Raw genomic sequence first — 12,653 nt, 5'->3', positions numbered from 1 at the left:
CGCCCGGTCTCGGTTATAAGAGGGGGTGATGGGTGGGGGTGGGGGAGGAGTGGGAGAATCACCGCGTGAGCGCGACAACACCTTCTGCCCCGCAGCCGACCCCCGCCACCACCTCCCGGGCCGTCATCGACCTCGGCGCCATCGCCCACAACGCCGCGGTTCTTGCCCAGGCTGCCGGCACCCCGTGGATGGCCGTCGTCAAAGCGGACGCCTACGGGCACGGCCTGGAGCCCGTCGCCCGCGCCTGCCTGGGCGCCGGCGCCACCTGGCTCGGCGTCGCCCAGCTCGCCGAGGCCCTCCACCTGCGCTCCCTGCTCGACGCCGCCGGCATCGCCCGGCCCGCTCCCGAGGCCCGCGCGCTTCCGACCCCGACGGCGCCGCGCGTCCTCACCTGGCTCGCCCCCGTCCTCACTCCCGAGCGCGCCGCCGCCCCCGGCTCCCCGCTGCGCGCCGCGATCGCCGCCGACCTCGACCTCTCCGTGTCCACCATCGACCAGGCCCGCGCCATCGCCGCGGCGGCCGAGGCCGAGGGCCGCGCCGCCCGCGTCCATCTCAAGGCCGACACCGGCATGTCCCGCGCCGGCGCGACCGACAACGAGCTCCCCGCGCTGGCCGCCGAGCTCGCTGGCGCCGAGCGCGCCGGGAGCCTCGCCGTCGTCGGCCTGTGGTCCCACCTCTCCCGCGCCGACGAGCCCGACTCCGGCTCCACCGAGGACCACCTCGCCCGCTTCCACGCCGCCGCCGACGCCGTCGCCTCCGCCGGCCTGACGCCCGTCGTCCGCCACCTCGCCGCCACCGGCGGGTTGCTCTGGCACCCCGACGCGCGCCTCGACCTCGTGCGCGCCGGCATCGGGCTCTACGGGCTCTCGCCCGATCCCACCGTGGCCACCAGCGCCGGGCTCGGGCTTCGCCCCGCCATGCGCCTGGAGGCGCCCCTCACCCTCGTCAAGCGCATCCCCGCCGGCCAAGCGGTCTCCTATGGCGGAACCTGGACCGCGCCCACGGACCGGTGGGTGGGCCTCGTCCCCCTCGGCTACGCCGATGGCATTCCCCGCTCCGCCTCCGGCGCCCCCGTCACGGTGATCCCCTCCCAGGGTGGAGGCGGCGATGCCGCCCCCGCCCCGGTCCACGCCCGGATCGTCGGCCGGGTGTGCATGGACCAGATGGTCATCGACCTCGGGCCCGCCGCTCCCGGCGGCTCTGGCGCCCCCGCCCCCGGCGGCTCCAGCGCCCCCGCCCCCGGCGCTCGGGCCGGCGACACCGCCGTGCTGTGGGGCGACGGCGCTGATCCCGCGGGCATCCCGACGGCGGACGAGTGGGCCGCCGTGTGCGGAACGATCAACTATGAGATCGTCACCCGCCTTGGCGCGCGGGTCCCGCGCGTTTATCTGGGAGTTGGCTGGGAGGATAGAGTCTGAACCGCCGCTTCCAGCCGAGAGGAGTCGCGATGTTCCACACCCTGAGCCAGATCGTCGTCGAGACGACCGGGGCGGAGTCCACCCGCGCCCTCGGCGCGCGCCTCGCGGCCCTGCTCCGCTCCGGTGACCTCGTGCTCCTCACCGGTGGGCTCGGCGCGGGCAAGACCACCCTCGCCCAAGGGATCGGCGCCGCCATGGATGTGCGCGGCCGCGTCTCCTCGCCCACCTTCATCATCGCCCGCGCCCACCCCGCCCTTGGGGACGGGCCGGACCTCATCCACGTCGACGCGTACCGCCTCACCAGCCTCGAGGAGGTCGACGCCCTCGACCTCGACTCCTCCATTGAGCGCTCCGTCACCCTCGTCGAATGGGGCCAGGACAAGGTCGAGGGCCTCGCCGAGGACCGCCTCGAGATCTCCGTGGACCGCCCCCACGGCGGGCTCCCCGCGGCCGGCGGCGCCGATCCCGCGACTCGTGACGACGGCGCCTCCGCACCTGGCGACGCCGACCCCGCGGCCCGCCCGGCCCTCGACCTCGATGGCGTCGACGACGGGCGCCGCGCCATCACGATCCGCGCCCACGGGCGGCGCTGGGCCGGCGTGGATCTCAGCGCGCTGGCCGGATGATGCGCACGGCCCCCCGCCGCCTCCCGGCGCGCCCCGTGATCCCGGCGCTCGTCGTCGTGCTCATGATGCTCGCGCCGCTCGCAGCCGCCCGGCTCCTCATCGCCCCCAGCGCCGCCGCCTCACCCGCGCGCTCCACGACACCCACGGCCCCCGCCTCATCCTCCACGATCCCCGACCTGCACGCCGCCGCCGATCCCGCCCCCGGGGACGAGGCCATCGCGCGCGCGTGGCTCCAGGACCAGGGGTCGTCGCTCGCCTCCGGCATGGCGGCGAGCGGGGCCTCCACGACGCTTGGCCAGCCCGCCCAGGTCCACCGCTGGTCCACCGGCTTCCTCGACGGCAGCGCCCCGGAGGCTCCTCTCCCCGCGGCCGCCCTCTGGGTCGCGCCCGTCCTGGCCGACGGCGACCCCATCGGCGCGATCGCCGTCGTCGTCGCCGACTCCACGGCCCAGGGCGCCCCCGTCGAGGACGAGCTCCTCGCCGCCGCCCTCCTGGAGACCGCCTCCCCCCAGGCCTCAGCCCCCGGCAGCACCCAGGCGCCACCCACGGCGCGAACGCCGTCGGCCAGTCCCTCGCCCACCTCCACGGGCTCGGCATCCCCCTCGGGAGCCCAGGGGACCGTCATCGTCCTCGGGCAGTCCACCGACTGGTACGTGGTCTCGGGCGGCCAAGCCCGGGCCGCCTCCCATGGTGCCCAGGAGATGCTCGCCGGCCCCATCTCCCTGGACGACTACTCCGCCGTCATCCTCCAGCGCTCCCACGGCACCACCCCCGCCCCCGCCGTGGGCAGCAAGGGCGAGGACTCGGTGCTCAGCTCGGACCAGCAGGCGGAGGTGGCCGCCGCCGTCGGCCTCGGCCTGCTCCTCATCGTCATCACGGTGCGCCGGGAGCGGCGGGTCCTCGCGCCCACGAGGCCCCCGGCCAAGCCCCGGCGCTGGAGGACGGCTGAGGTCGCCCGCCCGGACCAGGCTCCCAAGCGTGGCGAGGGCTCTGCTGAGGACGCCAAGACCCCCGAGATGGCCAGGACGCCCGAGCAGCCCTGACCCGCGCCGGGATAGGCTCCCCCCGTGCGCATCCTCTCCATCGACTCCTCCCTCGGCACCCAGCTCCTCCTGTGCGACGCCGAGCCCGGCGTCTCCGCCGACGGCGTCCGGCGCCCCCTGGAGATCCTGTCCGCCCAAGCGCTCCAGGACTCCCGTCGTCACGCCGAGTCGCTCGGGCCGATGCTCGCCACCGCCCTCGCCGCCCCCTCCGATGACGTCCCGCTCGACGCCGTCGTGGCCGCCACCGGCCCCGCGCCCTTCACCGGCCTGCGCGCCGGCCTCGTCACCGCCCGGGCCCTCTCCCGCGCCCGCTCGATCCCCGCGCATGGGGTGCCGAGTCTCGACGCCGTCGCCCGCCTGGCCCTCGACGAGCTCACCGCCGAGCGCGGGCGGGAGGCGGCCGAGGCCGCGACCATCCTCGTGGCCACGGACGCGCGCCGCAAGGAGGTCTACTGCGCCGCCTACCGCGCTCGGGGTGCCGACGACGTCGAGGCTCTCTCCGCGCCAGCGGTCACGACCCCGCTCGCCGCCGCCGAGCGCCTGGCGGGCCTCGGCCCTGACGCAGTCCCCGCCGGATCGGGATGCGTCCTCTACCCCGAGATCGCGGATGGCCGCCCCGTGCTGGCCCCCGCCTCGGGCAGCGCCGAGGCGCAGGTGCGCATCGCCCTGGCCCGCCTGGCCCGGGGTGAGGAGCTCGCCACCGAGCCCCTCTACCTGCGCCTGGCGGACGTGCAGATGCCCGCGGGCCGCAAGCGCGCCCTCGCGGGCTGAGGGCGGCCGAGGCCCTCATGCGCACCGAGCCCGCGGAGCCCCCCGCCTGCCCGCCAGCGCGCCTGCGCGAGATGCGCGCCGATGATCTCGACGTCGTCGCCGCCCTCGAGGCCGAGCTCTTCGGGGGTGAGGCGTGGAGCCCGGCGCTGCTGGGCGCCGAGCTCGCGGCCAGCCAGGGGGAGGGGGCCGACCGCCGCTACGTCGTCGTCGAGAGCGAGAATGCTGAGGGCGAGGGCGCTCATGATTCCGATGGGGCTGATGGCGCTGGCGGCGCTGGCGGTGCCGATGGCGGCCGCGCGATCCTCGGCTACGCGGGGCTCTGGTTCGGCGACGGCCGGGGGGACGCCGACCTCCTCACCATCGCCACGGCGGCGCGCGCCCGGCGCCGCGGCCTGGCCCGCCTCATGCTCGATCACCTCATCGCGCAGGCGCGGGAGGCCGGCTGTGGCGCCATCCTTCTGGAGGTCCGCGCCTCCAACGAGCCCGCCCAGGCGCTCTACCTCGCACGCGGCTTCGAGCCGATCGGCAGGCGCCGCCGTTACTACTCCGCCCCCACCGAGGACGCCGTCGTCATGCGACTGGCGCTCCCCGGGACCGCGCGCGCCAGCGGCGTCGGGCCCGTGGGCTCGGAGGCTGTCTGACCGGCCCGAACAGCCCTCCCAGGCACCTCGGGGCGCCGTCGAATAGGACCTCCATCACTATTTCCTATACATGGGTGTGACGAAATGCCGGGCTGATCTAGTGCTGTCCGGGCCTCACCCCATGGGCCTGCCAGCAGCGCGCGACGGCGAAATGTCCAGAGTTTTGCCTGGAAACGCGGGGTCGGGCGGGTTATCTGACGTTCTGGGTCCAAGGGTCCCGAACATCGGCGGCGAGGGATCCGTAGGCTCGCCGCGTGACCAAAGCGACTGTTCCCTCCAAGAAGCGGAGCGCGTTGACGACGACCGTCTTCATGAAGCGCATGATGGCGGTCTCAGGCCTCGTGTTCCTGTTCTTCGTCCTGTTCCACGCCTACGGCAACACTCACTACTTCGAGGGTGAGATCGCCTACGACCACTACGCGTACTTCCTGCGCGAGCTGCTCGTCCCGATCCTGCCCTTCAGCGGCTTCCTGTGGATCCTGCGCGTGGCCCTCCTCGTGTGCCTCGCCGCCCACGCCGGCAGCGCCTTCCACCTGTGGATCCGCAACAAGAAGGCCCGCGGCAACGACGCCTACGCGGTGAAGAAGTCCAACGCGGACTACTTCGCCTCCCGCTACGCCATGCGCACCATGCGCTGGGGCGGCGTCATCCTCCTGCTGTTCCTCGTCTGGCACATCCTCCAGTTCACCACTCTCCACCTGACGCCCGGCGGGCACTACGAGCACGGCCGCGCCTACATGAACATGTACTACGGCTTCCAGCTGTGGTGGGTCTGGCTCATCTACGCGGTGGCCCTGGCCGCCCTGTGCCTGCACGTGTGGCACGGCGTGTGGTCCGCCCTGCAGACCCTCGGGGCGATCCGCGGCAACGTCATCCCCTTCGTCCGCCTCATCGCGTTCATCGTCGCCTTCGGCCTCTTCTTCGCCTTCATGTGCGTGCCCACCGCGATTCTCCTGGGCCTCACCCCTGAGCCCATGGACGCCGCGAAGTACGCCGTCGAGGCCGCGAACGCGGGCATCAACTGGATGGGTAAGTGAAAGACATGAGCAACACCACCGCATCGACCCCCACCCCGACGGCGCCGCTCGTCGACGGCCTCTACTATGAGGGCGACAAGATCGCCGACACCAAGGCCCCGCACGACGTCCCGATCGCGCAGCGCTGGGAGCAGCGCAAGTTCAACGCCAAGCTCGTCAACCCGGCCAACCGCCGCAAGCTCGACATCATCGTCGTCGGCTCGGGCCTGGCCGGTGGCGCCGCCGCCGCGTCGCTCGGCGAGCAGGGCTACAACGTCCAGGTGTTCTTCTACCAGGACTCCGCCCGCCGCGCGCACTCCATCGCGGCGCAGGGCGGCATCAACGCCGCGAAGAACTACCGCAACGACGGCGACTCCGTCTATCGGCTCTTCTACGACACCGTCAAGGGCGGCGACTACCGCGCCCGCGAGGACAACGTCTACCGCCTCGCCGAGGTCAGCGCCAACATCATCGACCAGTGCGTCGCCCAGGGCGTGCCCTTCGCCCGCGAGTACGGCGGCCTGCTCGACAACCGCTCCTTCGGCGGCGTCCAGGTCTCCCGCACCTTCTACGCCCGCGGCCAGACAGGCCAGCAGCTCCTCATCGGCGCCTACCAGGCCCTCGAGCGCCAGGTGCACGCCGGGACGGTCAAGGAGTTCCGCCGCCACGAGATGGTCGAGCTCATCATCGTCGACGGCCGGGCCCGCGGCATCGTCGCGCGCGACATGGTCACTGGTGAGATCACCACTCACCTGGCCGACGCCGTCGTCCTGGCCACCGGCGGGTACGGGAACGTCTTCTTCCTGTCGACCAACGCCATGGGCTGCAACGCCACGGCCATCTGGCGCGCGCACCGCAAGGGCGCCTACTTCGCCAACCCCTGCTACACGCAGATCCACCCGACCTGCATCCCGCAGTCCGGCGACTTCCAGTCCAAGCTCACCCTCATGAGCGAGTCCCTGCGCAACGACGGGCGCATCTGGGTGCCCAAGCGCGCCGAGGACTGCGACAAGGACCCGCGCCAGATCCCCGAGGAGGACCGCGACTACTACCTCGAGCGCATCTACCCGGCCTTCGGCAACCTCGTGCCGCGCGACATCGCCTCGCGCCAGGCCAAGAACATGTGCGACGAGGGCCGCGGCGTCGGCCCCGCCATCAAGGAGACCACCCCGGACGGCACCGAGCGCATGATGCGCCGCGGTGTCTACCTCGACTTCTCCGAGGCCATCGGCCGCCTGGGCAAGGACGCCGTCTCCGCCCGCTACGGCAACCTGTTCGAGATGTACCAGCGCATCACGGGAGACGACCCCTACGAGGTCCCGATGCGCATCTACCCCGCCGTCCACTACACGATGGGCGGGCTGTGGGTCGACTACGACCTGGAGTCCAACATCCCGGGCCTGTACATCGGCGGCGAGGCCAACTTCTCCGACCACGGCGCGAACCGCCTGGGCGCCTCCGCCCTCATGCAGGGCCTGGCCGACGGCTACTTCGTCCTGCCCGACACCATGAACGACTACCTGGCGGACATGCTGCGCCTGGGCAAGGCCGACCCGAACGCCCCCGAGATCGCCGAGGCCAAGGCCAGTGTCGAGGACCGCGTCAACCGCCTCATGGCGCTGCGCGGAAACCGGAGCGTGGACGACTTCCACATGGCCCTGGGCCGCATCATGTGGGAGTACTGCGGCATGGAGCGCCGCGACGCCGGACTGCGCGAGGCCATCAAGCAGATCCGCGCCCTCAAGGAGGAGTTCTGGAGGGACGGCAAGGTCACCGGCGAGGCCATGGAGGTCAACCAGGCACTGGAGAAGGCTGGGCGCCTGCTCGACTTCTTCGAGCTTGCCGAGCTCATGTGCATCGACGCCCTCCACCGCCGCGAGTCCTGCGGCGGCCACTTCCGGGCCGAGTCTCAGACCCCCGAGGGCGAGGCACTGCGCCACGACGACGAGTTCCTCTACGTCGCCGCGTGGGAGTGGGGCGGCGAGAACCAGCCGCCGATCCTCCACAAGGAGGACCTCATCTACAAGGACATCGAGCTCAAGCAGCGGAGTTACAAGTGAACATCAAGCTGAAGATCTGGCGCCAGAAGAACACGAGCGCCAAGGGCCACTTCGAGGAGTACTCGATGACCGGCATCGAGGAGCACATGAGCTTCCTCGAGGTCCTCGACCTGCTCAACGAGCAGCTCTTCGCCGAGGGCAAGGACCCCGTGGCCTTCGACTCCGACTGCCGCGAGGGCATCTGCGGCCAGTGCGGCGTCGTCATCAACGGGCAGGCCCACGGGCCCATCCGCTCCACCACCTGCCAGTTGCACATGCGCCACCTGGCCGAGGACCCCTCCTTCAAGGACGGCTCCACGATCACCATCGAGCCCTGGCGCTCGACGGGCTTCCCGATCCTCAAGGACCTCATGGTGGACCGCTCCGCCCTGGACCGCATTGTCCAGGCCGGCGGCTACATCTCGGTCAACACCGGCGGCGCCCCCGAGGCGCACTCAGTGCCGGTGACGAAGGAGAAGGCCGACGCCGCCTTCGAGGCCGCCGCCTGCATCGGCTGCGGCGCCTGCGTGGCCGCCTGCCCGAACGCCTCCGCCATGCTGTTCACCGGCGCGAAGATCTCGCACCTGGGCCTGCTCCCGCAGGGCCAGCCCGAGCGCCTCGCCCGCGTGGTCTCCATGCTCAACCAGCACGACGCCGAGGGCTTCGGCGGCTGCACGAATATTGGCGAGTGCGCCGCGGTGTGCCCCAAGTCCGTGCCGATCGAGGTCATCTCGCGCCTCAACCGCGACCTCGGCCACGCGCTGTGGAAGGGCCAGAAGGCTCACTGAGATCGCACTGAGTTCCGCCTCCCGGGCACGGGGGATGACGGCGCGCACGCGCCTTGCCGCTGGGACGGCCACCGCACAGGTGGCCGCCCCAGCGCGTACTAGGCTGAGCGCCGTGAGCGAACCCTTGATCCTCGGCATCGAGTCCACCTGTGATGAGACCGGCGTCGCCCTCGTGCGCGGCCGCGAGCTCCTCGGCGATGTCACCGCCACCTCGATGGATGAGTACGCCCGCTTCGGTGGGATCATTCCCGAGATCGCCTCCCGCGCCCACCTGGAGTCCTTCGTCCCCACGCTCGACGCCGCCCTGGAGCGTGCCGGGGTGGGGCTGGAGGAGGTCGACGCGATCGCCGTGTGCGCCGGGCCCGGGCTCATCGGCTCGCTCACCGTGGGCATCTCCGCCGCCAAGGCGCTCGCCACGTCGCTCGGCAAGCCGATCTACGGCGTCAACCATGTCATCGGGCACCTCGCCGTCGACGAGCTCGTCGACGGGCCCCTGCCCGAGCGCTTCATCGGGCTCATCGTCTCCGGCGGGCACTCGAACATCCTGAGCATCCGGGACATCGCCACCGACGTCGTCGAACTCGGAGGCACCCTCGACGACGCCGCGGGGGAGGCCTTCGACAAGGTCGGCCGCCTCCTCGGCCTGCCCTACCCCGGCGGCCCGCATGTCGACCGCCACTCCCGGGCCGGCGACCGCGAGGCGATCCGCTTCCCACGGGGGCTGGCCGCCGCCAAGGACCGCGAGCGCCACCGCTACGACTTCTCCTTCTCCGGCCTCAAGACGGCCGTGGCCCGCTATGTGGAGTCCCTGGAGGACGGCGGGAAGGAGGTCCCCGTCGACGACATCTGCGCGGCGTTCTCCGAGGCGATCAACGACTCGCTGACCGCCAAGGCCGTGGCCGCCTGCCTCGACGCCGACTGCGACACTCTCGTCATCGGCGGCGGCTACTCGGCGAACTCCCGGCTGCGCGAGCTCGCTGCCGAGCGCTGCGAGGCGGCGGGGATCGCGCTGCGCATCCCGCCGCTGCGCTACTGCACGGACAACGGGGCCCAGATCGCGGCCCTGGGGGCGGCTGCCGTGCGCGCCGGCGTCGAGCCCTCGCCCCTGGACTTCGCACCCGACTCCGGCATGCCGCTCGACACGATCATCGCCCGCATCCCCTGATTCTCCTGACCCGCCCCCTCATCGCCCCACCCTATGAACGAGACCGGGCGAACAGCACGGCGAGATTCGGATCTGTGGAAAACCGCCCGGTTTCGCCGTGCTGTTCGCCCGGTTTCGGCGATAAGCGGGGCTAAGGAGTTGGGGCGACGACGAGGACGGCGCCTTTCGCGCCCTTGGAGCCTTTCTCCCCTTCGCCGCCCTGGGCGCCGATGCGGGTGAGCAGCCAGGTCTCGCCCTCGTTGCCCTTGCCTCCGCGCAGCCGCAGGGCCGTGCGGAGCTGGTCGGGAGAGACGTCGACGCCGCGCTTGTGAATCTCCAGGCGGGTGATGCCGCGCTCGCGCACCCGCGCCTTGAGGGACTTCAGGTGCAGCGGCAGGACGTCTACGATCCGCCACGCCCGCACGAAGGGCTCGAGCTCCGCGCCCGGCGCCTCATCCGCCGTCAGGTAGGCGATGCGCGAGCCGACGGGCCGGGCGCCCGCGCTCCTGGCCACCTGCGCCACCAGGCCCGCGCGGATGACAGCGCCGTCGGGCTCGATGATGAGCGCGCCGAGCTCGTCGATTCCCCCGATGGGCTCGGCCTGCTCGGGCTGTGACGACGGCGCGGCGCCGCTCTCATCGCGCAGCACTGACGCGCTCACCGCGCCAGTCCCGCCGGCCTCAGCGGATGCCCCATCCGCGCCGCCGGTGCGCAGGCACAGAGCCGAGCGCCCCGGGCCCTCGGGCGCCAGCGGCCCGAACCACAGCCCGGCCTCGACGACGGCGCCATCGACGCTCACCCACTGCGCATGGGCGTCGTCGGGGATGGCTGCGTGGTCGAGTCCCGGCGCCACCTTGAGGCCGAGGGCGGGAACCGACTCGCGCAGCGCCAGCAGCTCGGACAGAGCGGGGGACCACTGCTCCGGGTCCGTGATGCGGCGGCTCCCGGCGCGCCGGGCAGGGTCGGCGAAGACGGCGTCGACACCCTCGGCCTCAAGGTCGATGCCCAGGGCGTCGCCGCAGCGCACCCGCGCCTGCTCGAAGGGCATGAGGTTGATCGTGGCCAGCGCCGCCGTCGCCTCGTCGCGCTCGACGGCGAGCACGGCGAGCCCGAGCCCCGCCAGGGCCATGGCATCCCCGCCGATGCCGCAGCCGAGGTCCGCGACCCTGCTCGCCCCTGCCGCCGAGTAGCGGGCGGCGTGCCGGGCGGCGACGGCCAGGCGCGTGGCCTGCTCCAGCCCATCGGGGGTGAAGAGCATGGCCGTGGCGAAGGGGCCGAACTTGGCCTCGGCCCGCCCCCGCAGGCGCTGCTGCGACAGCGCCGCAGCGACGAGCTCGGGGGAGTGGCCCTCCTCGCGCATGGATTCGGTGAGGCTGAGCGCCTCAGCCTCGTCATACGGGGGCAGCGAGCCGAGCAGCGCCCAGCCCTCCGGGGTGAGGAGGGGCATGAGGGCGAGCGCCGCCGGGTCGGAGGGCGCGGCGGGCTGCGTGGGCTGGGCGGCCTGGTCGGAGGGCGCGGCGGGCTGCTCGGTGTGATCGGGCTCAGTCGTGGCGGTGTCGTGCGGGGAGTCAGTCATCGCCCCGATCATGGCATGTGTTCAGTTCTCCCCGTCGCCATCCGGGCCCGGCGGCCCTAAGGTGGTCCGCATGCCATGGCGGATCCGATGAGGAGGGAAGAATGACCGACCCCGGGCACGACGTCGCGAGCAGCGCGAACCCGGAGGGCTCGAGGAGCCCGGGCGCGCCGAACACGACTCCGGCCAGCGCGGGTATGCCGGGCGCGCCGGCCAGCCCGGGCGCGCCGAGCGCGGAGCGCGCCGACGGCGAGGCCCACGAGCGGCGCTCTCCCCGCCCCAGGCGGTGCCGTCGCATCATCCTGGGATGCCTCGGCCTCGCCGTCGTCCTCCTCGCCTCGCCCGCCATCTGGGTGGCTGGCGCCAGCGCGGGGCGGCTGTACGATCCGGGCGAGGGCGGAACCCCCTCGGCGCCGGTCGCGATCGTCCTGGGCGCCCAGGTCTACCCCTCCGGCGATCCATCGCCCTGGCTCGCCTACCGCCTGGACGCCGCCGCGCAGCTCTACCGGGACGGGAAGGTCGACGCGATCCTCGTCTCCGGGGACAACGGCGACGCCCACTACAACGAGCCGGAGGCCATGCGCCGCTACCTCGTTGAGCGCGACGGCGTCCCCACCGAGGCGATCGCCCTCGACTACGCGGGCTTCGACACCCACGCCACCTGCGTGCGCGCGAAGAAGGTCTTCGGCGTCGACCGTGCGCTCATGGTCTCGCAGGACTACCACGTGCCCCGGGCCGTCGCCCTGTGCCGCGCGGCGGGCGTCGATGCCGACGGCGTGGGGGACGCCCGCGCCCACGCCGACCGGGGCACCTACGCCAAGGCCCTGGCCAGGGAGGGGCTGGCCCTGCCCAAGGCCGCATGGGACGCCCTCAGCGGCCGCGATCCGATCCTCGGTCGCCATGAGACGAGCGTCGACGACGCCGTCGCCTGGACCCGCGCGCACCGCTGAGCCGCGCGCGGCCGCCTCCTCAGCCCCGGCGCCCCCGGCCACGCCGTCGGCGAAAGCACCGCGACCGTCTGGCACTCGCGTTGACTGAGTGCTAATCGCGGACGTAGATTCATTCCCGGCACGGGGCCCGACCGGCCCCGCGGCTCGCACTCAGGAGCGCTTGCCGGCCCCCGCGACGGCGGCACAGCGCGCATCGAGCGCGGCAGACAACGTCATCACACCCACTAGCGAGAAGGGGAGGTCCGCAATGTCGATCTCCATCAAGCCGCTCGAGGACCGGATCGTCGTCCAGACGGTCGAGGCCGAGCAGGTCACCGCCTCCGGAATCGTCCTGCCGGGCACCGCCCAGGAGAAGCCCCAGGAGGGCAAGGTCATGGCCGTGGGCCCCGGCCGCGTTGACGATAACGGCAACCGCGTCCCGGTCGATGTCGCCGAGGGCGACATCGTCATCTACTCCAAGTACGGCGGCACCGAGGTCAAGTACGACGGCGAGGAGTACCTCATCCTCTCCGCCCGCGACGTCCTCGCGGTCGTCACGAAGTGACTCCCGCGGGCACGAGCCCGCGCCTCTCGGATCCCCCGGCAGCCGCAACGGCCGCCGGGGGATCCGAGCATTCTCGCAGCGCCTTGAGAGCGCCCTGGGA

At 72.7% G+C, this 12,653-nt stretch carries 12 protein-coding genes; 11 read left to right on the top strand and 1 reads right to left on the bottom strand.

Annotated features, from left to right (window positions below):
• Positions 1–65: 65 nt before the first annotated feature.
• The 9 genes from alr (at position 66) to tsaD (ending at position 9,507) form a co-directional block, all read left to right on the top strand.
• Positions 66–1,418 carry an alanine racemase gene (gene alr, locus A1QA_RS0102085; protein WP_017177279.1) on the top strand — a complete coding sequence of 451 codons (1,353 nt, stop codon included), beginning with the start codon at positions 66–68 and terminating at the stop codon, positions 1,416–1,418.
• 29 nt (positions 1,419–1,447) lie between these two features.
• Positions 1,448–2,044: a tRNA (adenosine(37)-N6)-threonylcarbamoyltransferase complex ATPase subunit type 1 TsaE gene (tsaE, locus tag A1QA_RS0102080; RefSeq protein WP_017177278.1), complete on the top strand. Its 597-nt coding sequence runs from the start codon at positions 1,448–1,450 to the stop codon at positions 2,042–2,044.
• A complete protein-coding gene (locus A1QA_RS0102075) occupies positions 2,041–3,087 on the top strand; it encodes a hypothetical protein (RefSeq protein ID WP_017177277.1) in 1,047 nt (348 codons plus the stop codon). The genes tsaE and A1QA_RS0102075 overlap by 4 nt, the downstream gene beginning before the upstream one ends.
• 24 nt (positions 3,088–3,111) lie before the next feature.
• Positions 3,112–3,858, top strand: a complete 747-nt coding sequence (tsaB, locus tag A1QA_RS0102065) for a tRNA (adenosine(37)-N6)-threonylcarbamoyltransferase complex dimerization subunit type 1 TsaB (protein ID WP_017177276.1) — start codon at positions 3,112–3,114, stop codon at positions 3,856–3,858.
• A gap of 17 nt (positions 3,859–3,875) precedes the next feature.
• Entirely contained in the window at positions 3,876–4,499 is a 624-nt protein-coding gene (locus tag A1QA_RS13085; RefSeq protein WP_017177275.1) for a GNAT family N-acetyltransferase, read from the top strand.
• 311 nt (positions 4,500–4,810) lie between these two features.
• Positions 4,811–5,536, top strand: a complete 726-nt coding sequence (locus A1QA_RS0102055) for a succinate dehydrogenase cytochrome b subunit (RefSeq protein ID WP_208853899.1) — start codon at positions 4,811–4,813, stop codon at positions 5,534–5,536.
• 5 nt (positions 5,537–5,541) lie between these two features.
• Entirely contained in the window at positions 5,542–7,575 is a 2,034-nt protein-coding gene (locus A1QA_RS0102050; protein WP_051000538.1) for a fumarate reductase/succinate dehydrogenase flavoprotein subunit, read from the top strand.
• Positions 7,572–8,342 carry a succinate dehydrogenase/fumarate reductase iron-sulfur subunit gene (locus A1QA_RS0102045; RefSeq protein WP_017177272.1) on the top strand — a complete coding sequence of 257 codons (771 nt, stop codon included), beginning with the start codon at positions 7,572–7,574 and terminating at the stop codon, positions 8,340–8,342. Before A1QA_RS0102050 ends, A1QA_RS0102045 begins: the two co-directional genes overlap by 4 nt.
• 112 nt (positions 8,343–8,454) lie before the next feature.
• Positions 8,455–9,507: a tRNA (adenosine(37)-N6)-threonylcarbamoyltransferase complex transferase subunit TsaD gene (tsaD, locus tag A1QA_RS0102040; RefSeq protein WP_017177271.1), complete on the top strand. Its 1,053-nt coding sequence runs from the start codon at positions 8,455–8,457 to the stop codon at positions 9,505–9,507.
• A gap of 130 nt (positions 9,508–9,637) precedes the next feature.
• Here tsaD and A1QA_RS0102035 read toward each other — a convergent pair whose 3' ends face one another.
• Entirely contained in the window at positions 9,638–10,933 is a 1,296-nt protein-coding gene (locus A1QA_RS0102035; RefSeq protein WP_026048610.1) for a class I SAM-dependent methyltransferase, read from the bottom strand.
• Between the two features lie 230 nt (positions 10,934–11,163).
• On the opposite strand from A1QA_RS0102035, the gene A1QA_RS0102030 reads away from it, so the two are divergent.
• Both A1QA_RS0102030 and groES read left to right on the top strand, forming a co-directional pair.
• Positions 11,164–12,009 (top strand): ElyC/SanA/YdcF family protein, encoded by an 846-nt coding sequence (locus A1QA_RS0102030; RefSeq protein ID WP_017177269.1) that lies wholly within the window; start codon positions 11,164–11,166, stop codon positions 12,007–12,009.
• 247 nt (positions 12,010–12,256) lie between these two features.
• A complete protein-coding gene (gene groES / locus A1QA_RS0102020; protein ID WP_017177267.1) occupies positions 12,257–12,553 on the top strand; it encodes a co-chaperone GroES in 297 nt (98 codons plus the stop codon).
• The last annotated feature ends 100 nt before the right edge of the window (positions 12,554–12,653 follow it).

The sequence above is a fragment of the Actinomyces timonensis DSM 23838 genome (genome assembly GCF_000295095.1).
Lineage (GTDB): Bacteria > Actinomycetota > Actinomycetes > Actinomycetales > Actinomycetaceae > Actinomyces > Actinomyces timonensis.
This window is presented reverse-complemented; position numbering and strand designations above follow the sequence as displayed.